The organism is Paenibacillus aurantius (genome assembly GCF_032268605.1).
GTDB lineage: Bacteria > Bacillota > Bacilli > Paenibacillales > NBRC-103111 > Paenibacillus_AO > Paenibacillus_AO aurantius.
Map to the genome: position 1 here is coordinate 1,895,860 of NZ_CP130318.1, position 25,357 is coordinate 1,921,216.

At 52.9% G+C, this 25,357-nt stretch carries 18 protein-coding genes; 17 read left to right on the forward strand and 1 reads right to left on the reverse strand.

Annotated features, from left to right (window positions below):
• Positions 1-72 precede the first annotated feature (72 nt).
• The 11 genes from MJA45_RS08895 (at position 73) to MJA45_RS08945 (ending at position 16,158) form a co-directional block, all read left to right on the forward strand.
• Entirely contained in the window at positions 73-1,563 is a 1,491-nt protein-coding gene (locus MJA45_RS08895) for a response regulator transcription factor (protein ID WP_315606904.1), read from the forward strand.
• Positions 1,564-1,703: 140 nt separating this feature from the next.
• Positions 1,704-2,822: an ABC transporter ATP-binding protein gene (locus tag MJA45_RS08900; protein ID WP_315606905.1), complete on the forward strand. Its 1,119-nt coding sequence runs from the start codon at positions 1,704-1,706 to the stop codon at positions 2,820-2,822.
• A 32-nt stretch (positions 2,823-2,854) separates the two neighbouring features.
• Positions 2,855-5,827, forward strand: a complete 2,973-nt coding sequence (locus tag MJA45_RS08905) for an extracellular solute-binding protein (RefSeq protein WP_315606906.1) — start codon at positions 2,855-2,857, stop codon at positions 5,825-5,827.
• A gap of 55 nt (positions 5,828-5,882) precedes the next feature.
• On the forward strand, positions 5,883-6,791 hold the full coding sequence (locus MJA45_RS08910) for a carbohydrate ABC transporter permease (RefSeq protein ID WP_315607971.1): 909 nt from the start codon (positions 5,883-5,885) through the stop codon (positions 6,789-6,791).
• Positions 6,792-7,700, forward strand: a complete 909-nt coding sequence (locus MJA45_RS08915) for a carbohydrate ABC transporter permease (protein ID WP_315606907.1) — start codon at positions 6,792-6,794, stop codon at positions 7,698-7,700.
• Positions 7,701-7,721: 21 nt separating this feature from the next.
• Positions 7,722-9,875 carry a YIP1 family protein gene (locus MJA45_RS08920; protein WP_315606908.1) on the forward strand — a complete coding sequence of 718 codons (2,154 nt, stop codon included), beginning with the start codon at positions 7,722-7,724 and terminating at the stop codon, positions 9,873-9,875.
• Positions 9,872-12,115, forward strand: coding sequence for a DUF5696 domain-containing protein (locus tag MJA45_RS08925; RefSeq protein WP_315606909.1), 2,244 nt, complete (start codon positions 9,872-9,874; stop codon positions 12,113-12,115). Before MJA45_RS08920 ends, MJA45_RS08925 begins: the two co-directional genes overlap by 4 nt.
• Positions 12,112-12,984, forward strand: a complete 873-nt coding sequence (locus MJA45_RS08930) for a carbohydrate ABC transporter permease (RefSeq protein WP_315606910.1) — start codon at positions 12,112-12,114, stop codon at positions 12,982-12,984. The genes MJA45_RS08925 and MJA45_RS08930 overlap by 4 nt, the downstream gene beginning before the upstream one ends.
• Before the next feature lie 10 nt (positions 12,985-12,994).
• The gene (locus tag MJA45_RS08935) at positions 12,995-13,966 is read left to right on the forward strand and encodes a carbohydrate ABC transporter permease (protein WP_315606911.1); all 972 of its coding nucleotides are present in this window, start codon (positions 12,995-12,997) and stop codon (positions 13,964-13,966) included.
• 108 nt (positions 13,967-14,074) lie between these two features.
• Positions 14,075-14,779, forward strand: a complete 705-nt coding sequence (locus MJA45_RS08940) for a response regulator transcription factor (RefSeq protein ID WP_315606912.1) — start codon at positions 14,075-14,077, stop codon at positions 14,777-14,779.
• Positions 14,776-16,158 (forward strand): sensor histidine kinase, encoded by a 1,383-nt coding sequence (locus MJA45_RS08945; protein WP_315606913.1) that lies wholly within the window; start codon positions 14,776-14,778, stop codon positions 16,156-16,158. Before MJA45_RS08940 ends, MJA45_RS08945 begins: the two co-directional genes overlap by 4 nt.
• 12 nt (positions 16,159-16,170) lie before the next feature.
• Here MJA45_RS08945 and MJA45_RS08950 read toward each other — a convergent pair whose 3' ends face one another.
• On the reverse strand, positions 16,171-17,232 hold the full coding sequence (locus MJA45_RS08950; protein WP_315606914.1) for a substrate-binding domain-containing protein: 1,062 nt from the start codon (positions 17,230-17,232) through the stop codon (positions 16,171-16,173).
• 403 nt (positions 17,233-17,635) lie between these two features.
• Between MJA45_RS08950 and MJA45_RS08955 the strand changes: the two genes are divergently transcribed.
• The 6 genes from MJA45_RS08955 (at position 17,636) to MJA45_RS08980 (ending at position 25,341) form a co-directional block, all read left to right on the forward strand.
• Complete coding sequence (locus MJA45_RS08955; protein ID WP_407083116.1) at positions 17,636-18,874, forward strand: nucleoside hydrolase-like domain-containing protein; 1,239 nt, start codon at positions 17,636-17,638, stop codon at positions 18,872-18,874.
• A gap of 70 nt (positions 18,875-18,944) precedes the next feature.
• Entirely contained in the window at positions 18,945-20,279 is a 1,335-nt protein-coding gene (locus MJA45_RS08960; RefSeq protein ID WP_315606916.1) for an ABC transporter substrate-binding protein, read from the forward strand.
• 320 nt (positions 20,280-20,599) lie between these two features.
• On the forward strand, positions 20,600-22,033 hold the full coding sequence (locus MJA45_RS08965) for an L-fucose/L-arabinose isomerase family protein (protein WP_315606917.1): 1,434 nt from the start codon (positions 20,600-20,602) through the stop codon (positions 22,031-22,033).
• 13 nt (positions 22,034-22,046) lie between these two features.
• Positions 22,047-22,892 (forward strand): transketolase, encoded by an 846-nt coding sequence (locus tag MJA45_RS08970; protein ID WP_315606918.1) that lies wholly within the window; start codon positions 22,047-22,049, stop codon positions 22,890-22,892.
• Position 22,893: 1 nt separating this feature from the next.
• The gene (locus MJA45_RS08975) at positions 22,894-23,829 is read left to right on the forward strand and encodes a transketolase family protein (protein ID WP_315606919.1); all 936 of its coding nucleotides are present in this window, start codon (positions 22,894-22,896) and stop codon (positions 23,827-23,829) included.
• Between the two features lie 12 nt (positions 23,830-23,841).
• Positions 23,842-25,341 (forward strand): FGGY family carbohydrate kinase, encoded by a 1,500-nt coding sequence (locus tag MJA45_RS08980; RefSeq protein ID WP_315606920.1) that lies wholly within the window; start codon positions 23,842-23,844, stop codon positions 25,339-25,341.
• The last annotated feature ends 16 nt before the right edge of the window (positions 25,342-25,357 follow it).

Consider the following 25,357-nt stretch of genomic DNA (forward strand, 5'->3'; position numbering starts at 1 on the left):
AATCGACTGAATCGCCTTAGTTAATCTATTCTGACTGGGTATTTTGTGTTATGGTTGTGTCAGTATAGCTGCTTGGCTGGTATCGCAAAGGAAAGGGGACCGGAGCTTATCCTGAGTGAGATTCAGCTGCCCGGCGGCGGGGAGTCTGACTGGGTGAAGCTTCTTATAAGGGAGGAACATCCTCACAAAATAGCCTTTTGGAGTGAACGGGAGGATTTTCATACGGTTAGAGAGGCCATCCAGCTGGGAGCGGTGGATTACCTGCTTAAACCTGTCCAGCCTCAGCAGGTGGAGGATGTGGTGGTCCGAATGATCCGGGAATGGGAGCGGGAGAGCAAGGTTAGTTTGCAAATGTGGAGGAAAACCCAGCTGCAGCTTCAGCAGAAGTTCGTTAACCGCCTCGTTAAAGGCAAGAGCTTCTACAGCGACAAGACCTTCCTTGAAACGATTCGTCCCCTGCAGCTGGAGTGGATCCGCACGCTGCCCAGTGCCGTCATGGCCATTGAGCTGAGCGGCTACAAGAATGCCATTCAGGATTGGAAGGACCGGCAGCTGATCGAGTTCGCCATGGATAATGTGCTGAGCGAGTTAACCGAGCCTCTGGAGCATACGGTGCTGCTTCCGCAAGGCAGGAACCGGTGGATTCTTGTCGCCGGACTCCCGCAACAGATGTCGCAGGAAGGGGAAGAGCAGGCCCTGCACCATGTTCAAACCATTACGCAGAATTGGGTAGCCAGCATGGAACGGTATACCCACGGTCGGATCGCCATTGGCATCAGCAGGCTGGCCTCCCATTGGAGAGAATGGCCGCATCGGCTCACCCAGGCGATGGAAGCTTTGGCTTATCAGCGCTTTGTGGGCAATAAAGTTCTTCGTTACGATCGGACCGCTGCTATTCTGAGAACGAAGAAGGATGGCCATTCGGATCAAATGCGCTTATTGGACGAGCTCTTCGCCGGGAACAAAAAAGGGATCCGCGAGGTGCTGCAGCGGTTTCCCGCCTCCCTGCTGCCTCCTTCTCCAGATGCCGGGCTGCCCCTGGAAGCAAGAACCCTTGCGTGGATAAAGGACATTCATCGCTTTCTTGAACAATCCGGCGCGCTCCAGCATCCTGTTCTGGATGCCTCGAGGCTGGAGGAGCAGCTTGGAGAAACAGAAGGGGAAGGGCAGCTCCGCGAGCGGGTTGCCGCTCACTTCCTGCATTTGGGTGAACTCGTTAACCCGCAAACCGGAGACCTTATGCAGAAGGCCATCGATTACATCGGCTCTCACCTGTCTCAGCGGGTCACGCTCGAAGAGGTGGCGGGCCATCTCTTTATCTCCCCGGTTTGGCTGAGCAAACTATTCCGGAAGAAGGTAGGGGTATCGTTCCTCCAGTACGTGACCCAGCTGAAGATGGAGGAGGCCAAATTGCTCTTAAGGCACAGTAAAATGAGCGTGCAGCACCTGTCCTGGAAGCTCGGCTACCAGGATGCGGTGTATTTTTCCAAACTCTTCAAACGGTTTACCGGGATGACCCCGACGAATTACCGGAAACGAATGGAAGGGGGGCAGGACAAATAAAACTTCCCGGTAGGGGGATGGAGGAGAAGGGGCCGCGGAATCGCGGTTCTTTTTTTATTTCCTTCACACCATCTTCACACCGGTCCTTTAGGCTGTTAGTAAAGCGTTTCCAATCCAACTGGAACGGGGGATTAGCTAAAGTGTCGCGTATCCTGTTCAATCACGTTTACAAGCAGTATGGCAAAGACCATTTGCCCGTGGTCAAGGATTTCGATCTGGAGATTCGGGAAGGGGAATTCATGGTATTCGTCGGCCCTTCCGGCTGCGGGAAGTCGACTACCCTGCGGATGGTGGCGGGACTCGAGGATATCTCCAAAGGAGAAATATATATCGGAGACCAGCTCATTAACGACCTGCCTCCTAAAGACCGTGACATTGCCATGGTGTTTCAAAATTATGCCCTGTACCCCAACATGTCCGTCTATGAGAATATCGCTTTCGGCCTCCGGCTGCGCAAGCTCCCCAAGCACGAAATTGATCTGAATGTCAAAAGAGCCGCCCGCGTGCTGGAGATCGAATCCTTTCTCGATCGGAAGCCGAAGCAGCTTTCCGGAGGCCAGCGCCAGCGGGTGGCGTTGGGACGCGCCATTGTCCGGCAACCGCAGGTGTTCCTGCTCGACGAACCGCTGTCCAACCTCGATGCGAAGCTTCGGGTGCAGATGAGAACCGAAATCATCAAGCTCCATAAACAGCTTGGCGTCACCACCATCTATGTTACGCACGATCAAACGGAAGCGATGACGATGGGCAGCCGGATCGTCGTCATGAAGGACGGAATTATCCAGCAGGTCGATACTCCCGAGCAAATTTATAACAACCCCGCCAATACGTTTGTGGCCGGCTTCGTCGGATCTCCCCCTATGAACTTCATCGAAGGAAGACTTTTGGAAGAGCAAGGGCGGCTGGAATTTCATACGAACCGGTTTGCGTTGGAGATTCCGCCGGGCAAGGCGTCTGCTTTGAGGGAGAGTCGGCTCGAAAACCGGCTTGTCACCCTTGGCATCCGTCCCGAGAACATCAGTGTGGAGCCTATTATGTTCGAAGCCTTTCCCCGCGCCGTTATTCCCGGTCTTCATCTTCTGAGCGAATTGATGGGGGCGGATCGTTACCTACTCCTTGATGTCGGAGGGAAAACCAACCTGACGGTTCGGACCAATCCCCGCTATACGTACGAAGAGGATACTAAGCTGGAGGTAGCCGTGGATATGAACCGCACGTTGTTCTTTGACTGCGACTCCGGGGAGCGGCTTATCGATTAATGCCCGATAGCGGGGAAAGGAATGACGAAGGGATGAAACAAAAGCGACGCCTGCTGAGCTGGGTTCATGCCGTACTGGCCTTGGCCGTGCTGGCTGGACCGGGCCTGGTGCCGCAGGAGGGACAGGCAGAGGAAGCCGCCGGCCGTACGGCTCCGATCAAAGCGGCCCCGCCCGGGAGAGACACCTTGACGAGCGAGCTGGGGCCCTTCTATCAGGAAGTGGCGGAGGAATGGAAGCAGAAAGGCTATAAGCCGGCTTCGCAAACGATCACCCTGCCGGGATCCGCCATCGCGGCTCAATCCGACCCTGCTCTTACTGAAGGCGGATCTTATGAAGGAAAGAACAATGTTCTGCTGTGGAAAAGCGGCCGGGACAACTGGATTGAATACACCGTGGACATACCGGAAGACGGCCTATACGAAATCGCCCTGACTTATCACACCTATTCGGATCCCGCCGGTTCCACGGTGAGAAGACCGGTTAACCTATCTCTTCAGATGGACGGCGTTTTCCCTTACCGGGAAGCCCGGGCCGTCTCCCTGCGGCGCCAATTCAAGGATAATCTGCCGGTCAAGCGTGACGAGTTCGGGGACGACATCCGCCCGCGGCCCGTGGAAATAAAGGAATGGATCAACCAAACACTGACCGATTCCGCGGGCGGCTACCCGCAGCCCTTCCAGTGGTTTTTGACCAAAGGCAAACACACGCTTCGGTTTACAGGGTCCGATCCGGTCGTCATCGGGTCGGTTGCCGTCCAGCCTCCCGTTTCGATCCCGAGCTATCCAACCGTATCCAAGGAATACCCCGCCGGTCAACCCAAGAACAGTCAGGTGGTGACCATACAGGCGGAGGAAATGGCTTGGAAGAATGATGTGGCGATTCAGCTCACCCCGGATCATGATCCGCTGTCGGTGCCTTACGCAGACGGGTATGACCGTTTCAATTCCCTGGGAGGAGAACGCTGGCAGACCGGCGGGCAGCAGGCGGGTTGGACGTTTGAGGTGCCTGAGAGCGGCCGGTATCGAATCGCCATGCGCTCCATGCAGAGCTATGTCTCCAATATGTCCGTATTCCGGACCATAGAGATTGACGGCAAGGTACCCTTTAGCGAGCTGCTGGCATACCGGTTTCCTTATTCCCCCAAGTGGCAGGGAACTATCTTGGGCACGGAGTCGGCGGAGCCCTTTGAATTTTACTTTGAGAAAGGCAAGCATACGATCAGCATGACGGCGACGGTGGCGCCTTTTCAAAGTGTGATTATTCAAGGAAACCGTGCGGTTGAAGCCCTTAGGCAGGCGGATCAAGACATCCGCGGGATGACCGGAGGGGAAGTCGATACCAACCGCACCTGGAAGGTTACTCAGGATTTTCCCGATCTTCCCAAGCGTCTGGAAACAGCCAAAGCGGAGCTGGAGAAAATGGCGGACGGCATGCTGAAGGCCAACCACCGCCGTGACAATACGCTGCAAACGATGGAAACGGCCATTCAGGATTTGAAGGACTACCTGAAGAACCCGAATGACATTCCCTACCATATGGAGGATATCTCCAATATGATCGAGAAGGTGGGCAGCCTTCAGGAGATCCTCGTCAAAACGCCGCTCAAGCTGGATCAGCTTTACTTTATTCCGGCGGGAGCGGAGCTGCCTGCCATGGAAGCCGGTTTCTGGCAGAAGATTAACGGATCCTTCCGTAACTTCCTGTACTCTTTTACGCGCAAGAGGGATGCGGCCAAGGTGGACGAGGATGTTTTGAACGTTTGGGTCAACCGCGGGCGGGATTATGTCAATCTTCTGCAGGAGCTCGCCAACGAATCGTTTACACCGGAATATGGGATCAAGGTCAAGGTTAATCTTCTCCAGAACGAGAATCTGCTTGTCCTGGCGAATGCCGCCGGGCTTTCCCCGGACGTCGCATTGGGCCAGCCGCAGGACAAATCAACCGACTTTGCCATGAGGAATGCCCTTTACGATCTCAGCCAATACCCCGATTTCCAGGAAGTGACGAAGACGTTCGCACCGGGGGCGCTGCTGCCGTTCTATTATAACGGCGGGTACTATGCCCTGCCGGAAACCCAGTCCTTCAAGGTGCTGTTCTACCGCAAAGACATTCTGAACCGCCTCGGCTTGCAGGTGCCGGACACGTGGGGCGACGTCTATGACATGCTGCCGAGCCTCCAGCAGAACGGCTACAACTTCTATGTGCCTTCCGGTGACTTCCTGACCTTCTTCTATCAGAACGGGGCGGAATTCTTTACCGGCGACGGCATGAAGACCAACTTGAATACACCGGCAGCCTTTAAGGGATTCAAGCAGTGGACGGACTTGTTCAATATCTATGATTTGGAGAAGTCCGTGCCCAGCTTCTATCAGCATTTCCGCAAAGGGGATTTCCCCATCGGAGTAGCGGATTACAACACGTATGTGACGCTTTCCGTGGCGGCTCCGGAGCTAACCGGCTGGTGGGGAATTGCTCCTATACCTGGAGTCAAGCAGGCGGATGGGACGGTAGCCCGCTGGGCCGCCGGAGGGCAGACGACCGGGTTTATTTACAAGAATACGAAGCATCCGAAAGAATCGTGGGAGTTTCTGAAGTGGCTTGTGTCCGCCGAAACCCAGGAGCGGTACGGCTCGGACCTCGAATCATTCAACGGCATCCAGTTCCGCTGGAATACCGCTAATATCGAAGCGTTCACGAAGCTGCCGTGGCCGAAGGAAGATCTGAAGGTTATTCTCGAGCAGTGGCGCTGGTACAAGGAAGTTCCCAACCTTCCAGGCTCCTACTTCCTCACCCGGGAGCTGACGAATGCCTGGAACCGGACGGTGGTGGACGGAATGAATGACCGGGAATCGCTTGAAGAAGCGATCGTCAATACGGACCGTGAAATGATGAGGAAGGAACAGGAATTCGGCTTTGTCGATGCCGAAGGCAAGGTTCTGCATACGCTGGATCTGCCGGTCGTCAAGACCCCATGGGAAGGAGTGGACCGTTATGTCTTCCAATAATCCGGTATGGCCCTCTGCGGTTATTAAACGGACGGGGCGGAAACCGCTGCTCCGGATGAGGACGCTGGCGGGGAAAATTTGGAAGAATCGGCTTTCCTATGCCTTTATCGCTCCCTTTGTCCTCTTGTTTACGGCCTTCATCCTTGTTCCCGTCCTTGTGGCGATTTCGCTCAGCTTCACCTACTACAACGCGATCGAGAAGCCGCATTTCATCGGCTGGAAGAACTTTGAGTATTTGCTTTCCCAGGATATTGTCTTTCTGAAGTATGCTCTTCCCAATACCATCAAGTTCGCTATTATCGTGGGGCCGGGAGGGTATATAGCGGCTTTCCTGCTGGCGTGGCTGATCTCTCATCTGCCCAATTACTCCCGCCCCTGGTACGCCCTTGCCATGTATACCCCCTCGCTGACGTCCGGTATTGCGATGGGAATCATCTGGCTGCCCCTTCTTAATGGAGACCGGATAGGGTATTTGAACAGCTTTCTCCTGAAATGGGGCCTCATCGAGAAGCCGATTCAGTGGGTCCTGGATAAAGCCTATCTGATGAATTCGATGATAGCGGTTACGCTTTGGTCCAGCATGGGGGTCGGCTTCCTGGCGATGCTCGCCGGTCTGCTTGGGGTAAACCGAGAATTGTACGAAGCCGCCAAAATCGACGGCATCAAGAGCCGTCTGCAGGAAATCTGGTACATTACCATCCCCTCGATGAAGCCGCAGATGCTGTTCGGAGCGGTCATGGCCATTGTCGGTACCTTCAAGGCGGGTGCGATCGGAACGGAGCTATCCGGCCAATTCCCGACTCCGCAGTACGCGGGAACGTTAATTATCAGCCATATTGATGATTATGGCGCGGTTCGGTTCGAGATGGGCTATGCGGCGTCGATCTCGGTTTTTTTGCTAATCATGATGTATGTGTCCAACCGGCTGGGGTTCCGGCTGTTCGGCACCAAAGGGGATGAATAAATGATCCTGTCCGTCCTTATAGGGAAAGCCTGGAATAAGCTTCCGTTCCGCCGCAGGAGCCGTCTTAATGGAACGGACGGCTTTCAGTGGGTGCTTTATGTCCTGCTGACGCTGGCTTCCCTTTTTATGCTGCTGCCGCTTTTCTATATTTTCAATCATTCGCTGAAGCCGTACAACGAGCTGTTCGTTTATCCGCCGAACGTTTTCGTCCGCAAGCCCACCCTGCAAAATTTCGTCGAATTGTTTGCCGTGACCGGATCGTCGGTTGTCCCGGTCTCGCGTTACTTCTTTAACAGCGTTGTGGTGTCCGTCATGGTTGTAGTGGGAACGATCGTGGTCAGTGCTTTATGCGCCTATCCCATTTCCAAGCACCGGTTTCCGGGACAAAGGACGCTGTTCGCGGTCATTCTGCTTTCGCTTATGTATGCCCCGGAAACCGTCGCCATTCCGCGGTATTTGGTTATGGTCAACCTTCACATGATCAATACGTATTGGGCGCATGTTCTGCCTAACCTTGCGGCTCCCGTCGGCGTCTTTCTCATGAAGCAGTTCATCGATCAGGTGCCGAACGAGCTGCTGGAGGCTGCGAAGATCGACGGGGCCAAGGAATGGCAAATCTTCCTGCGCGTCGTCATCCCGATCTGCATGCCGGCCGTGGCCACCATTTCCATCCTTGCCTTTCAGGGGATTTGGAGCAGTACGGAGGCATCGGCCTTGTTCATGCAGGAGGAAACCATGAAGACCTTCCCTTTCTTTCTGACAACCCTGACGAACGGGTTGGCCAACAGCGTCGCGAGACAGGGGGCGGCCGCAGCGGCGGCGCTCATCATGTTCCTGCCGAACTTCATAATATTCCTGTTTTTCCAGCGTAAGGTCATTACGACGATGGCACATTCCGGAATCAAATAAGACAGGAAGGAGGCAATGGGCTTGATAAGGAAACGTCCCTTTAAAGGGCTGCGGCGTGCTGTTCTCGCCGGCTTCGCCGCCATGACCATGCTTACGGCTGCGCTGCCTGCGGCGGCCGAGGTCAACCCGTACTCGACCCGCTCGAAGGACAGCGAAGGCACCATCATCTGGACCCAGCCGGCTTATACTCCCGTTAAGCTGGTGGGACAAGGGCTGAAGGCGCCTGACAAGGACAACAAGCTGGCGGCATCGCCGCTCAAAGGCCCCAAGGATCTGTTTATTGACAGGCAGGACCATGTCTATGTGGCGGATACGGGAAACAACCGGCTTGTCGAGTTTGATGACCAAGGGAAGTGGCTCCGGTATTTGACCGTCCCCGAAAGCCCTCTGAACAAGCCGGAAGGCTTGTTCATCACCGCGGAAGGGGATATCTATGTGGCGGACACCGGTAACAAACGGGTGGTCAGGCTGAACAGCGAAGGAAAGCTGCTTCAGAAGTTTGAGAAGCCCCAATCCCCTTTCCTTCCGGATTCCTTTAAATTTGATCCGACCCGGCTAGTCGTGGACAAGAGAGGTTTTCTGTATATCGCGACGCTCGGGGGGTACCAGGGGCTGCTTCAGATGGATCCCCAAGGGGAATTTCAAAGCTTCTATGGCACCAATGCGACGGAGCTTTCCACCCTTGACAAAATTAAAAAAGCCCTCTACCCCAAGCAGATGTATGCCAACGAAATCAGCAAGCTCCCGGGGACCATCAGCAGTGTCGCCGTAGACAAGAATGGCTTCATCTACACGACCACAGCGGGCAACGTAAGCGAGAATCAGGTCAAGAAGCTCAACATTCGCGGGCAGAATATGCTTCAGTATAACAGCAGCCAGAACAAGAGTACGTTCGGGGAATACGCTCCACGGGATCGGAAATACGTAAGCGGACAAGGCTACGCCAAACCGCAGCTCATCGATCTGACCATAGACCGAAGCGGAAATATTACCACGATCGACAGCTCCTACCATGTCATCAGTCAGTATGACGCGAACGGAAATCTGTTGTTTTTCTGGGGGGGAGGGGAAACGGAGGCGGCAACCCAGCTAGGCTTGATCAAAGCCCCTGCGGCGATCGATTCCAATTCGAAGGGCGACCTTCTCGTGCTGGACAGCCAGGAAGGAAGCATTCAGTGGTTCCGTCAATCGGAATTCGGTTCACTCGTCAACAAGGCCAACGGCTTAACCTTGCAAGGCCGGTATGAGGAAAGTGAGGTTCCGTGGCAGGAGGTTCTCCGGTACAATACTTTCTTTACCCCGGCTCTTCTGGGGTTGGCCAAAGCGTCCTACAAGAAGGGGGACTACGAACAGGCCAAACAGTATTTCCAAAGAGGAGGAAACCGCAAGGGGTATTCGGACGCTTACTGGCAGATCCGGCTGAAATGGTTTCAGCGAAACTTCAGCATGCTGGCCACGATATACACGTTGGGATCGGCCGGATTTCTTCTCCTGGGGCGATTGACCCGGGAGACCCGTTGGAGAAAGGCTTGGAGGAACCGAAAGCGCAGTGCCAACCCGGCTATTGTCCAGCTCAAGCACTTGTTTACCATTATCCGCCATCCGATCGATGGGTTTAGCGCTTTGCGTTACGAAGGAAAGGGCAGCTACCCGGGAGCCCTTGTTATCCTTCTGCTTGCGTTCGGATCCCTTGTGTTTGCCAAGCTATATACAGGTTTTCCTTTCAATCCCGTTAATCCTTATAAGTTTAATATGCTGATTCTGTTTATTGAATTTGTTGTCCTGTGGCTCGGCTGGGTCGTCTGCAACTACTTGGTCAGCTCCATTCTCCAGGGGGAAGGGCGGTTTCGGGATGTCTTTATCGCGAGCAGCTATGCGCTTATGCCGCTCATCTTGGTAGGGATCCCGCTTGCTCTCCTCTCCAACATCATGACGTATTCAGAGGAGGCCATCTATAACGACTTGTATTCGGCGATGATCATTTGGCTGCTTCTGCTCTTCGTGTGGAAGGTGCAATCGCTGCAGAATTACTCGGTGGGAGAAACGGCCGTCAATCTGGCTTCTACGGCATTTGCCTTTCTCATTGGAGCGGTTCTTGTTCTAACGGTGTTCGGGCTTTCCAGTGATTTGAAGTCGTTCGTTTTCGAAATCTATCAGGAGGTGAGGCTGCGATGAAGAACCTTACCCGGCTTATCCCCCAGGGTCTGGTCTTGCTGCTTTTGGCAGGGGTGGCGGTTTATGTCGCGACTCACCTTCAAATCGGGAGAATCAACCGTTCCGTTTCCGCGGCAGCAAGCAATTCGCCTGGTGCGCTGAAGGTTAGCCCCGGACCGGCGGAGCTACCGGATGAGTCGAAGCTCCAGACGGTGGGGGAGAATGACAGGCTGACCCTTAAGCTGGATGCCAAGACCGCCCACTTCCTTGTACAAGATAAGAAGGACGGCAGGGTATGGCGCTCGTATCCCAATCCAGCCCAATGGAGCAGGGAAACGACCGTTGGGCTTTGGAGAACTCATCTCCGTTCCCCGCTCATGTTTCAATATGCGGATTTGACTTCGAACAAATCGCAGCCGAAGGAGACCAATTTTCTGGAGGAGCAGGGAACCATTCAGAAGCTGGAAACCTTCCCCGGCGGCTTTCGGCTGACCTTCGATATGCCGTCGAAGAAGCTTTCCGTGCCGATCGAAGTGAAGCTGGAAGGGGATTCGGTCGTCACCCGCATCGTCGATTCCGGCATCAAGGAAGAAAATTTGAGCCTGCTGTGGCTTCGCCTTTATCCTTTCTTCGGGGCGGAACGCTCGGAGGAACAGGACGGCTACCTGTTCATACCCGACGGGTCGGGTGCGTTGATCCGTTTCCAGGAAGGCGGCACGAATGCCACCCGCATTTACCAGGAGCCGGTGTTCGGCAAGGACCTGGCTTACCAATTAAAGAGCAGTGACGATTATAGGGACAACGCCAGGCACAAAATAAGCGCCCCGGTCTATGGGGCGAAAAGCGGCGACCGGGGGTTTCTTGCGATTCTGGAAGAGGGGGCCGAATACGCCGACCTGCTGGCGTCTCCCGCCGGAGCTTACAGCACCTATAACTGGATAACCGGACAGAACAATTACCGGCAGAAATACCGGCAAGTCACCAACCGGGAGAAAGAACGTTCCTTCGATACCTATAACAAAGAGGCACGCTTTAGCGGGGACCGTGTAACCCGGTATGTGCTGCTCGACAGCCAGGCCTCCGATTATGCGGGAATGGCCAAGCGGTACCGCACCTATTTAATGAAAGCTTACAAGCTTAACCAGCTTCCCCCAGGCAGCGGCAAAGTTCCTATGGATATCATCGTGGTGGGCGGGGACTCCGCCAAAGGGCTGTTAGGGGACCGGTATGTCAAAGCCACGACGACCATCGATGCCATGCAGATGATCCAGCGGCTGTATGGACTGGGAATCGATAACATGGCCATGCGGTATTGGGGCTGGCAGAAAGGCGGATACGGAGAAACGGGAGGAGGAGCGGTTGTTGACTCCCGGTTGGGGGGAGAGAAGGGAATGAAGGATTTGGTAACCTTTGCCCATTCTCTGAACGTTCCGGTGTATCTCCGTACGGATTATTCGCGCAACACGTCCGGGGCGGGAGGATTCTCCACACGGGTTCATGGAGTAAGAGATCTGGGAGGAACGCCTATCGAGAAATTCGCCAGCCTGTCTTTTGTACGTCAGCTTGTTGATCAGGATATAAGGTACTTCCGGGAGCTGGGGGTGGATGGAGTGGAACTCCAGGGGATCGGCCAGTATCTAAGCAGCGACTACAACAGCAAATACGGAGCCTCGCGTAAGGAGAGCATGGGTCAGCAGCAGGCCATCATAACCAAACTCCGGGAGGGGGTGGGCAAGGTGCTTGGCTATCGTTCCAGTCTGTTTGCGGCCCCTCTAATGGATGGGGTAGCGCGGCTTGAGGATGATTTCTCGAACGACCTGTTCTCGGAAGATGGGATTCCGTTTCTGCAGATCGCCCTGCACGGTCTGATTCCCTATACCTCCATGCCCTCCAATGAGAGGGATCAATTTAATAAGCAATTTCTTCGTGACCTGGAATACGGGGCCAATCCCTCTTACCTGTTTACCGGCAGCAGCTCCGAGGACCTTAAGTATGTGCAGAATCTTACTTACTACAGTCCCTCCCCCCAGGATTGGGAACAGACGGCGGTTCAGGAATTCCAGAAGTGGAACCAGGCGCTTGGTGATGTGCAGCATGAGTTTATCACCGGCCACCGTATATTGTCCAAGGAGGTCAGGGAAACCACCTTCGGGAACGGCAAACGCATAGTCGTTAATTATGGCACGAGTGCCTATGTATACGAAGGGCGTCCGGTTGAGCCGGAGAATTACTTGGTTCTGCAAGGGGGGGCTAAGCCATGAGAACTCCGGTACGCCGCTTGCCTTCCTCTACGATCCGCAAGCTGGAGGGGACCTTGTTCTTTACTCCTTGGATAGTGGGGTTTCTTCTGTTTATGGTTTTTCCGCTCGGTTATTCGTTCTATATGAGCTTTCACCAGGTCCAAATTCTTGCAACGGGAATCAGCTTCCAGTATAAGGGGTTCTATTACTACAAATATATCCTGTTCGAGAATGCCGATCTGTTGTACAACCAGCTGATTCCGTTTTTGCGGCAGGCCGTTCTGATGCTGCCGATCATCGTCGTGTTTTCCCTGTTCACGGCCATTATTCTTAATCAGAACTTCTGGGGACGCACATTCTTCCGGGCCGTCTTCTTCTTACCGGTTATCTTTACGACCGGACAGGTCATAACGGAATTTATTACCCAGGGAGAAGGCAATCTTGATTTTCTCGAACGGTATAATCTTTCCTCCCTGGTTGTGACGTATCTGCCCCCCTCGTGGGCATCGCCGATTGTCGCCGTATTAAGCTCCTTCGTACTCGTGCTTTGGTATTCCGGAGTGCAGATTTTGATCTTTCTGGCGGGGAGGCAGACGATCTCTCCTTCCGTATATGAGGCGGCGCGGATTGATGGAGCCAACCCTTGGGAGGTCTTCTGGAAAATTACCCTTCCGGCCATGCTGCCTTTTGTTCTCTTGAACCTGATCTACACCACGGTGGATTTGTTTACCTATCCGGGAAACCCGATTCTGACCCAGGTGAATACGACCGATTACGGCCGGTCCAGCGCCCTTGCCTGGATTTACTTTGCAATCATCTTCGTGTTTCTCGGGATTATCTTTTTCCTGTTTACGCGCTTCTTCCGCGGCGTAAAACCGGCAGGCCGATAGGAGGGAAGACATGAGCAAGCCATTGATTAATCCCGCCCGATTCCGGGCAGGCCGGCCGCCTTTTCGGGCTTGGCTTAAGAAGACCCGCTACCTGCTTCTTGGCAAGGAGGCCGACAAAGGCTTACTGTTCCGGGTCATGATTTATTTGATCCTGATCGATACCGCCTATATCTACCTGAATCCGCTGTTCTATATGATCACCTCCATGGTCAAAAATTCGGCGGATTTGCTGGATCCCTCCGTCCGTTGGATTCCCCGGGAAATCTTTACGGGCACGCTCACCGATGCGTGGATTCATGTGAGGTTCCCCCAGGCATTCACCATCAGCCTCTTGCTTTCTACTTCGGTCGCTTTGCTGCAGACGTTATCCTGTGCGGTAGCCGGTTATGCTCTGGCCCGGCTGGACATTCCGTTTAAGTCCTTCTGGTTCTTCTGTCTTCTGCTGACTTTCGTGGTACCCCCGCAGGTTATCATCCTGCCCAATCTGATCGCGGCCAGTCAAATCTTTCATGTTATGAAAACCTACTACCCGATCATTGTGCCCGCCCTGTTCGGCCACGGGCTTAAGGGAGCCCTGTTCGTCATCATTTACCGGCAGTTCTTCTCCACCCAGCCGAAGGAGCTGGAAGAGGCGGCGAGGATGGACGGAGCCGGGGTGCTTCGTGTCTTCACCCGGGTCATGCTGCCTCTGGCAAGGCCGGCTATCCTGGTTGTCTTCCTGTTCTCCTTCGTGTGGACCTGGAACGATTATTATACACCGGGGATGTATATGGGCGGCTCCAAAAGCCTTCCGCTGTCTCTCGGCATTACCCAGATCAGCGCACAGCTCGCGGCACAGGCCGGCGAAAGCGGTCCTTCCCTTTTTGATGAGCCGATCAAAATGGCCGGTGCGTTCCTCATCATTCTGCCCCCGCTTGTCCTGTATTTGTTCGCCCAACGCTGGTTCATAGAAGGCGTGGAACGTACCGGCCTGGTCGAATAGCAGAGGAGAATAGGGAAAAGAAACGGCGGAAGCTCTGAAAATCGGGACTTCTAGAGGAGATAGGAAAATAATAGGGGGGTGTAGAATAGAGGAAAGCGGGGTGAGGAAATGCATATTTTGGTTATCGAAGACGAGCCGAAAATTCGGGATATGCTGGTTTTGTATTTTGAGAACGAGGGGTGGACCGCCGATTGTACCCCAAACGGGCATGAGGCTTGCCAAATGTTCCGCCAGGCCTCTTATGATTTGGTCATCCTAGACCTTATGCTCGAAGGCTTGCAGGGAGAAGACGTGTGCCGGACCATCCGGCAGCAATCCCAGGTTCCGCTCATTATGCTGACCTCCCGGGCCCGGGAGTCCGATACGATCAAAGGCTTGAACCTGGGTGCGGATGATTACATCATAAAGCCTTTCCGTGCCAAAGAGCTGGTCGCCCGCATCTATGCGCTTATGCGGCGGGTGGCTCCAGCCGTCAAGGAAGCCAGGGGGAACGGGCGGATCTTTCAGCGGGGCAAAATGGTGATCTTCCCGGAAGAGAAGCAGGTTCTTGTCGAAGGCCGGTCCGTAAGCCTAACCGCCACGGAGTATAAGCTGCTGGAGATTTTGAGCGCGCGGCCCGGAAGGATTTTTCATAGGGAAGAGCTCATCTACATGATCCACGGTGACCGTTTCGAGGGGGACGGCCGTACGATGGACGCCCATATCAAAAACCTGAGGAAGAAGATCGAACCCGGCCCGGGCCATCCGACTTATATCGTGACCGTGATCGGCCTCGGTTATAAATTCGGGGTGAAGGCGGATGGGGAGACATGAACGAGCTTCGCCGTTTTCTTAGAAAAATGAACGTGCAGCTTTTTCTTGCGTTCCTGATGGTCTCTGTTCTTTTCCTGATTCTGGTGACCAATGTAACGAGTTTCAATCTCCAGCAAATGCTTAATGGATTCGTTGGGAGGGATTTAGAAAGGACCGGCTATCTGCTCCTGGACGATATGCGCGAGCATGGGATTAGGGATAAGCCGCTTACCTCGGATCAAAGGGATTGGCTTCAAAGACGTGCCGCTTTGTACGGGGTCCTTATGGAGTTCCGGAACAAGGACCGTTCCGTTGTCTGGTTCCAAACCATTCAGCGGATAGGCCAAACCGCGGTTATCGAAAAGGAACTGCCCTATTTGTACGACGGCATGACGCTCGGCTATTTGAGATTGGCCGACCGGGAGCAAAGCACTTCCTTGAATCCCGCCATACAAGGGTATCAGGAAAGCCTTGTATGGCGCACCAAGCTGCTGTATTCCCTTCTTTTTCTTGTTGCCGTCGTGGTCAGCTACCTGATCGCCAAGCGATTGTCGAGGCATTTGAATCGGGTGTACCGGATGGCCGAAGAGATTGGCTCGGGGAACCGGAGCATCCGGATTCCGCTGGAAGGGCCGGAGGAAGTCCGCCGGCTTACCGCTACTCTGAACAACATGTCGGCGGAGCTGAAGAGGCAGGAGGACTGGCGGCACCAGTTGATGGAGGATTTCATGCATGAGCTGAGGACCCCGCTGACCTCGGTGCTTCCGCGGGTGGAGGCGATGGTGGATGGTTTGCTTAAGCCGGACCCTGCCCAAATGCAGGAAATATATGAAGAGCTCGAACGGTTCACCCGTCTGGTTAACGACCTGGAAAGGCTTTCGGAGGCGGAGGCCGCCCGGTTCGCCATGATCATCAAGAGAACGAATATGGTTAAGCTGACTCTTCAGATCTACAATCAGCACAAGGCGCTCGCGAAGGAGAAAGGGATCAAGCTTAAGCTGGAAGCCACCAATGTTCCCTGTTATGCGGAAATCGATCGGGACAAAATCGTTCAGGTCATGACGAATGTCGTCTTGAATGCCATCAAATATACCCCACCGGGAGGCAGGGTTACCCTAATGACGGATTGGACGGAGGATCACATCCTCCTGGCTTGCGAGGATACGGGCATCGGCATAAGCACCCAGGATCTTCCGTACATCTTTAACCGGTTGTACCGCGCCGACAAATCCCGTTCCCGCTTCAGCGGAGGTGTCGGGTTGGGGCTTAGTATTGCCAAAGCTCTGGTGGAGGCGCATAACGGCGAGCTCACGGCTTCCAGCCAAGTGGGAAAGGGCTCCCGGTTTATGATTAAGCTCCCCAACCGTTACCAGGCTTACTCGAAGGAAGAAGGAGCCTGAAGGAGCCGGACTTTAAGCTCCGATTCCTGGTACTCCCGGGGAACCGGACGGAGCGCGGGAAGAATGGCGTACAATCAGCTTGGTATCGATTTGAATTTTGGTAGTGAGGGACGTTCCTCTGTTCTCCATCAATTCGATCAGCTTGGATACGGCGGTGTCGGCAATGGCTTCTTTCTCCACATGGACGGTAGTCAATTCCGGGGAGATCACAACCGCTTCGTGAATATTGTCAAAACCCACTACCGATAGATCGCGGGGGACCCGAATCCCCAGCTCCATCAAAGATTTGATTACACTGATCGCCATATAATCGCACTCACAGAAAAGAGCGGTAGGCAAATCATCCCGGCTGGCGCGAATGGCCGATATAAACTCGGCTTGAGCGGTAACAACGGTGGGGGCTGCCTTAAATTGGTCTCGTTCGGCCAACTCCAAGCCCATCTCGTGAAGAGCGCTAATAAAGCCCTCCTTCCGGGCATCAAAATTATGCATGCGAACGCTTGACGCCACATACCCGATCCTCTTATGGCCCTGATTGACCAAATGCTGAGCTGCCTGATAAGCCCCCAGCGTATTGTTCATGACGATGAAATTAGCATCCAGCGTAGGATAGCAGGTGTCGAGAACGACAAGGTTGCGATAGCGGGCGGAAATCATCCGTACTTGCTCGCGGGTTAGATTCGTCCCGAGTAACAGGATTCCGCCCGACTCATAGTCCTGCTCCAGCTCATCGATTCTGCCCTTCAGCTCATGGGCCGGCACGGTATTAAACAACAAGACAAGTCCCCGCTTGCGGCATTTCTCCTCAAGATAATGTATGAGCTCCATGAAGAAAGGCTGCTGGTTATAGTGTTCCATTACAATGCCTTCATGAGTACAAGCGACGAAACGAATGGAATTTCCGGAAACCGAGCTCCGCTCCGTCCGGGTATACTTCGGCACATACCCTTGAACCCGGACAATTTCCATAATCTTATTCCGGGTATCCTGGCTAACTCCCGGTTTCCCGTTTAGGGCAAGGGACACAGCCGATTTGGAAACGTTAGCCAACTTGGCGATATCTTCTATTCTCATGTTAGGCCCCTCCGTATTTCGCTGGAAATGCTGTTTTCTAAAAATCATATTACATCAACTAAACTTAATAAACAATTCAATTCAAATTTTGTCCGGTTAAGCTGAAAAATTAAACTTTTGTTAACAGCTCCTATTCTTTTCTTACATTAATAGCGCTTAGAATAGAGGAGGGATTGTCACTAAAAAATTAGTTAAATTTTATATAAAAAGTGATTGACACATCAAAAATTACAGTGATAACATAAAGTTGGAAGGATTAAGTTTAATGCATCCATAATTGGCAAATGTAACGACGATCATTTTTTAAATGAAAAAGAAATAAAATTTTAGTTTGTAAGGGGAGGGGATAAGGCGGACGGGCGGTGGGCATTGATTTTGTTGAAAACGATTTCAAGATAAGGCGGTGGTTAGGATTCCTTTAACCAAAGGAGCGCTAAACGGGGAAAGGTATCGAGTAATCGTTTCAACCGATATTGGCGGGAGTGACCCGGATGACTTTCAATCCCTGGTGCATTATCTTCTATACTCCGATCTGTTTGATACGGAAGGTCTTATCTCTTCTCCATGGAGTCATGGCCGCAAGGAACACATCTTGGAAGTAATAGACCAATATGAGCGTGATTACCTTTCCTTACGAGCTCATTCGGAAAATTACCCCGATCCCCATTATCTGCGTTCCATCAGCAAGCAAGGCACGATAGACTTTGCTCCCTACCGGGGTTTCTCCAACCCAACAGAGGGATCGGATTGGATCATCCACTGTGCCAGAAAGAAGGATGAACGTCCGCTCTATCTTTTAGTTTGGGGATTGCTGGAGGACCTTGCCCAAGCACTCCATGATGACCCGGGCATTCAGGATAAACTGAGGGTCTATTACATAGGGGGTCCCAATAAAAAATGGGGGCTGAATGCTTATGAGTACATCCGGGAGAATTTCCCTAAGCTATGGATAATCGAGAATAACTCCACTTATCGGGGGTGGTTTGTGGGAGGAAATCAAGAAAACGATCTTGGTAATGATTCTTTTGTGGCCAACCACATAAGCGGACATGGCGCCTTGGGGGAGTATTTTGCGAAACATTTAAACGGAAGCATCAAAATGGGAGATACCCCATCGGTTGCGTACTTGCTTAAAGGGAACCCCGAGGATCCCGAGCAGCCCGGGTGGGGCGGGAGGTTTACAAAAGTCTTGAGCCGGCCCGCTTACTTGTTGGAGCGAAACACCGGCAAGGAGGACCGGATTGAGATATTTGGCGTTCTGGAGTTAGTGTTTCGAGGACCGGATCCAGCGGTTCCCACAGACCGCCCTGTTTTCTTCCTCGTGGTCGAGGAGCAGGAATTTGAAGGTTTCTATTGTGGGGAGGGAAAGTACAGAGTCCGTTATATGCCGAAGAGGACAGGGCTCTTCTCCTATGCGACGAAGAGCGAGATTCCGGAGCTGGACGGCCAAACCGGGGAGTTTACTTGTGTAGGAGAATCGCCGGCAAGACTAGGGTATGATCCTGACCGGTATCCCCATTGGTGGTCGGACTTGTTAGAATCCGATTTGGCGGAGGCTTCCCATAAAGGAGCCAAAACGGTCAGCATGTGGAGGGAATCCTACCTGAGGGATTTTCAATCACGTATGGACCGCTGTCTTTAGAACCTTTTGACATCTTATAGTCCGGCACCCGCAAGGAAAAAAGAGGTTGAATTTAAAGGAGGCAAAAGGAATGAAGAAGATCCCATTTATTTGTTTGGGTTTGGCTCTAACGGTTTGGACGGCTGGATGCACCAAGAGCAACCCCGAGGCTGAGGCAACCCCGGATAAAGGGGAACAAGCGGAAACCGGTCCTGTTCAGATTACCGTTTTCTCCGCTCCGGGTGATTCGGAAGCGTCATGGAACGATCGGTACGGAGATGCCATTAAGAAGAAATTCCCTAATGTTACCTTTAAATTTATCAGCCCAAGAGGGAACGATGCGCTAAGGATCGATAATTTTTTGGCTTCCGGTGAAACCGTCGACTTGTATTACGAATCAATAGGAGGCTATTTCGGCACTCTGCCCAAATATAATTTGCAATTTGATCATACGGACCTCATTAAGAAATATCAGGTGGATCTCGACACTTTCGAACCCTCTCTAATCGATGCGCTAAAAACAAATGGGAATGGTCAAATCTGGGGATTGCCTGTAAACAATAATAATATGGTCCTCTATTACAATAAAGATATTTTTGATAAGTTTGGCGTTCCCTACCTGAAGGATGGAATGACCTGGGATGAAGTTATCGATATCTCCAAGAAATTCAATCAAACCGTTGATGGCAAGCAATATATAGGGTTGATCGTTTCTCCTAAGCATATTATGAACGTAAATCAATTCTCCATCCCTTACGTGGACCCCAAGACCAAACTTCCATCGTATACAGATAGCAATTGGAATGAATCTTGGAAAACCCTCCTTCAGACCTCCTTCATTCAACCGGCGAGTGACAGCGGATACAAAGCGAAAATTGAGCAGTTGGGTAAGAAGCTTCCTTATGCGAATGAATGGCAAAAAACGTATGAGGCTGCCATGTACGCTCATTTGTCCAATCTGCCGTTTATCAATGAACCCGAGTTCCTTAACATGAATTTTGATATGGTCTCCCTGCCTACCTATAAACAGCTTCCAGGGGTTGGCAGTCAGATGTATCCCACCTACTTTTCGACCACTTCTCTGAGCAAACACAAAGATATCGTCTTCCAGATGATCAAATACTTGACTAGTGAAGAATATCAGAACGAGTATTCGAAAAAAGGGGTGATGCCTGTTCTTAAGAATGACAGCCTAAAGAAGAGCTTTGCCACGGAAACGAAATACAAAGACAAGAATATTAATTTTGGTGCCGTATTTTATAATAAGCCCGCTCCTATCTCTCCCAAGTCGGAATTGGATTCCCCGGTTCAATCGACGATTGTTTCCAAGCTGGTCGATCTCTCCCTTGGGAATATGGACCCGAACACCGCCCTGCGGACGGCCTACGAGGAAGGGGAAAAGGAGATTCAGAAAAACAAAAAGTAATCGAACAAGCCGGAGTATAAACGAACGCCAAAAGCCTGCCGTATTTTGAGGCAGGCTTTTTTGGTTTTATCCGTTGTTTACAAGAAAACTTTACATTGCTAATTAGATCTTTTCTTCGGAATAGCAGAGAGGAAGGTAAATGGAATTTGAAATTTATATAAAATAATACTTAAATTTTAACTAAACAATGGTTGACCATGGAAATAAGGCCATGATAACATACATTTATACGGGATTAGTACTAAACTTATATTCTGAAATTTAGTTATCATCCAAAACATCCAGCCGCATTTATTATTCCCCTACGGAGGTTTCATCGAATGAAAAAACTAAAGCTCGGCTATGCTCCAACACGAAGATTTGTATTCAGTGCAGAGGATGCTTTCAAGTACAAGGTCATGATTAAAGAAAAGGTGGAAAGCTTCGGCCTCGACCTGGACCTGGTTGACCTGGAAGGGCTGAACCAGGAAGGACTTCTCTATGATGATAATATTAACGCGGACCTGATTATCGAGAGATTTAGGCAGGAGCAGGTGGACGCCGTTTTTTTTCCTCATTGCAACTTTGGAACCGAGGATACTGTGGCCCGGGTCGGGAAAGCGCTGGGGAAGCCGGTGCTGCTGTGGGGACCACGGGACGAAGCTCCTCTTGAGGATGGAACCCGCCTTCGCGATACGCAGTGCGGCTTGTTCGCAACAGGCAAGGTGTTACGCCGGTTTAACGTTCCCTTCTCCTACATAACGAATACACGGGTAAACGATCCGGTATTCGAAAGGGGATTTGCCAATTTCGTCTCGGCGGCTAATGTCGTTCGCCAGTTCCGCCATCTTCGTATCCTTCAAATCGGACCGCGTCCGTCTTCCTTCTGGACCATGATTTGCAATGAGGGTGAGCTGCTGGAGCGGTTTGGCATCGAGGTGCATCCTATTACGCTTGTCGATATACAGCGGGCCTCGAAGCAGATCGAGAAAGGAAGTTCCTCCGAGCTGACGGAGGCGATAGACTATATCAAAGCGAAGCTGGATTGGTCGGAGGTCACGGAGGACGATGTGAAGCGGATCGCTTCGTTGAAAGTCGCCATGAGACAGTACGCCCGGCAGACAGGCAGCTCCGCGATCGCCATCCAATGCTGGTCTTCCCTGCAGGATGCTATGGGGATTATGCCCTGCCTGGCCAATGCCATCTTGACGGACGAACAAATTCCGGTCACTTGCGAGACGGACATCCACGGGGCGATTACCTCCGTTATGGTTCAGGCGGCCTCGATGAATCAAGCTCCTACCTTTTTCGCGGATCTGACGATCCGCCACCCGGAGAATCCCAACGGGGAGCTTTTGTTTCATTGCGGCAATTTCCCGGTATCGCTTTCGGTCGAGAACCAACCGAAGCTGCGTAAGCATTTTCTGTTTGATGACCACTCCCCAGGAACGCATGAGGGGGAAATTAAGGGAGGCGATATGACGCTGGCGCGTTTTGACGGAGATCACGGCGATTACCAGCTGTTTCTTGGGCGCGCCAAGGGAATTCAAGGACCCTACACCCGCGGTTCTTACGTATGGGTCGAAGTGAACGACTGGCCTCTATGGGAAGAAAAGCTGGTTAAGGGTCCTTACGTCCACCATTCCGTGGGGATTCACGCGAACGTCATTCCGGCCTTATACGAAGCCTGCCACTATATCCCCGGGTTAACACCGGATCCCGTAGATCCGACCGAAAGTGAAATTCAGGCCTGGATTAGAGGAAAGGGCCTATAACTAAGGAGGGCATATGGAAATAGTAGAGCTTCAACTAAAAGCCGCCCAAATCCGAAAGGATCTGCTGACGATTATCCATCGTGCCAAAACCGGGCACACCGGCGGTTCCCTCAGCAATACGGACATCCTGACGGCCTTGTATTACCGGGTTATGAATATCGATCCGGACCATCCGCAAGACGAGAACCGGGACCGCTTTGTGTTAAGCAAAGGCCATTCCGTGGAATCGCTGTGGTCGATTCTGGCCGATAGAGGTTTTTTTGCTAAAGAAGAGCTTCTAACGTACAGCCAGTTCGGTACGAGGTTGATCGGCCATCCTAACAATAAGGTGCCCGGGATCGAGATGAACACAGGCGCCCTTGGCCACGGGCTAGCCGTATCCGTTGGAATGGCCCTTGCCGCTAAACGGTTTGGGAAGAAGTACCGCACCTATTGCTTGATGGGGGACGGCGAGCAAGCGGAAGGCTCCGTATGGGAAGGAGCTATGGCGGGCGCCCATTATAAGCTGGATAACTTAATCGGCATCATTGACCGTAACCGGCTCCAGATTAGCGGCCCCACCGATGAAGTCATGGGCCTTGAACCGCTGGAAGAGAAATGGGCTTCCTTTGGCTGGCACGTCGTTTCGATCGATGGCAACGATATGCAGGAGCTGGTGCAAACCTTTGAAGCGGTCCCCCAGGTGGCGGATAAGCCGACGCTCGTCATGGCCAATACCGTAAAAGGCAAAGGGGTATCGTTTGCGGAGAATGTGGCCCACTGGCATCATCATGTGCCAAACGATGCGGAATGGGAGAAAGCGCTGTCCGAACTGGATTCTTCTATTGAAAAGCTTAAACGGGAAGGGCAGGTTTGCTAATATGAACACAATCGCCAACCGGCAGGTCATATGCGAGACCCTGCTGAACCTTGCCAAGGATGACCAGGATATTATGGTGCTGGCAAGTGATTCCCGGGGATCAGCGGCCATGGCGCCTTTCGCCAATGAATTTCCTAATCAGTTCGTCGAGGTGGGGATAGCCGAGCAGAATATCGTGGGGATCTCGGCGGGACTCGCCCACAGCGGGAAAAAGCCATTTGTCACCTCACCCGCCTGCTTCCTTAGCATGCGCAGCATTGAGCAGATTAAGGTGGATGTCGCTTATTCCGCAACCAACGTGAAGCTTATCGGGATCAGCGGGGGCGTAAGCTACGGGGCTCTGGGCATGTCCCATCATTCCGTACAGGACATAGCCGTAGCCCGGGCGATACCGGGACTCTCCGTAATCCTGCCCGCCGACCGGCATGAAACGAAACGAATGACGGAGGCATTGGTCAACCATGTGGGCGGTGTTTATGTGCGGATCGGCCGCAATCCGGTCGAGGACGTCTACGAATCGGGTGACTATGAATTCCTGATCGGGAAAGCCGTAACGATGCGCGAGGGGACGGATATTACCATTATCGCCGCCGGAGAGACGGTCCGTGTCGCCCTTGACGCCCACGAAGCGCTCAAGGAAGCCGGAATATCCTGCCGGGTATTGAATATGCACACGATTAAACCTCTCGACGAAGAAGCGATCGTGAAAGCGGCGAAGGAAACGGGCGCTATTATTACGGTGGAGGAGCACAGCGTGCTGGGAGGACTAGGAGCTGCGGTGGCTGAGGTGGTGGTCCAGCATCAGCCGGTGCCCATGCGTATCCTCGGGATTCCGGATGAGCCGGCCATCGCGGGAAAAACGCCGGAGGTCTTCAAGCATTACGGGATCAGTGCGGATAACCTTAAACGGGTGGCCCTTCAGCTTCTCGGCCAATAGGAGTCCATACTCATGAAGAAAGATTATATCCTGACGATCGATCAAAGCACCTCCGGTACGAAGGCCCTGGTCTTCGACCGGTCCGGGACGATTATGGCTCGCTCCTCGGCTCCGCATCAACAGATCTATCCGCAGCCCGGCTGGGTAGAGCATGATCCTTTGGAGATATACGAAAGCGTCAAACAGACAGCGCTTGACGTGCTGCAGACGGCCGGTATTCAACCCGGCGAGCTGGCCGCTCTAACGGTAACCAATCAGCGCGAGACGGCCGTCATGTGGGACCGCCTAACGGGTTTGCCCGTTTATCCGGCGATCGTCTGGCAATGCCAGCGTACAGCGGATCAGTGCCAATCCTATAAAGCGGCCGGATTAGAGGAAGAGGTCCGGTCCAAAACCGGCTTAATGCTGGATCCGTATTTCTCGGCAGCCAAATGGGGATGGATGCTGAAGGAAGTGGAAGGGGCGGAGCAGAAGCTTAACGAGGGAAGGCTGCTGGCAGGCACGATCGATAGCTGGATCCTATGGAAGCTTACGGCGGGCAAGGTTCACGCTACGGATTATACCAACGCCAGCCGGACCTCCCTGTTCAATATTCATACGCTGGGCTGGGATGAAGCCCTTTGTGAACAGTTCGGTGTTCCCTCGAGACTCCTTCCCGAAGTGAAGTTCTCCGATGATGGATACGGGTATACGGAAGATCCCGCTCTGTTCGGGGAGGTACGGGTTCCGATCACCGGCATTATCGGGGATTCCCAGGCTGCTCTTTATGGAAATCAATGCTTTCAGCCGGGTATGGCCAAGGCTACTTATGGAACCGGTACTTCTCTGTTAATGAACATCGGAGAGAAGCCCTCTCCCTCCGGGAACGGACTGGTAACCGCTATCGCCTGGGGGAGGGGAGGCCGGATCACCTATGCGATGGAAGCGGTGATTCGAACGACGGGAGACAGCATGAAATGGGTCCGGGATAATTTGGGATTGTTCAAGACCTTCGAGGAGATGGGTCAGCTTTTGGCACAAGCCCCATCGAACGAAGGGGTCTATCTCGTGCCTGCTTTTGTGGGGCTGGGTGCGCCTTACTGGGATGCTTATGCACGAGCTTCCCTCACCGGAATGAGCAGAAGTACGGGGAAGGCACATATCATCCGCGCCGCGTTGGAGAGTACGGCCTATCAAGTCTGTGACGCGGTTCGGTTATTGGAGAAAGAAACCGGGATCCTTCTACAGGAGCTCCGTACGGACGGGGGAGCCTCCGACAATCCGACCCTGATGCAATTTCAAGCGGACTTGTTGAATCGTCCCGTTGTCAAATCGAAGATAGCCGAGCTTTCGGCCATGGGATCTTATTATCTGGGCGGACTGGCCGTAGGCTTCTGGTCTTCCCCGTCTGACCTTCCTTCGCCAAGCGCCCCCTATCAGAGCTACATTCCGGAAATGAAGCCCGAGCTTCGCGACCGCTTCTATGAGGGCTGGCTGCGGGCGGTCCGTTCCGTGTTAACCCATACCGGATGAAGCCACGGCTTATCCG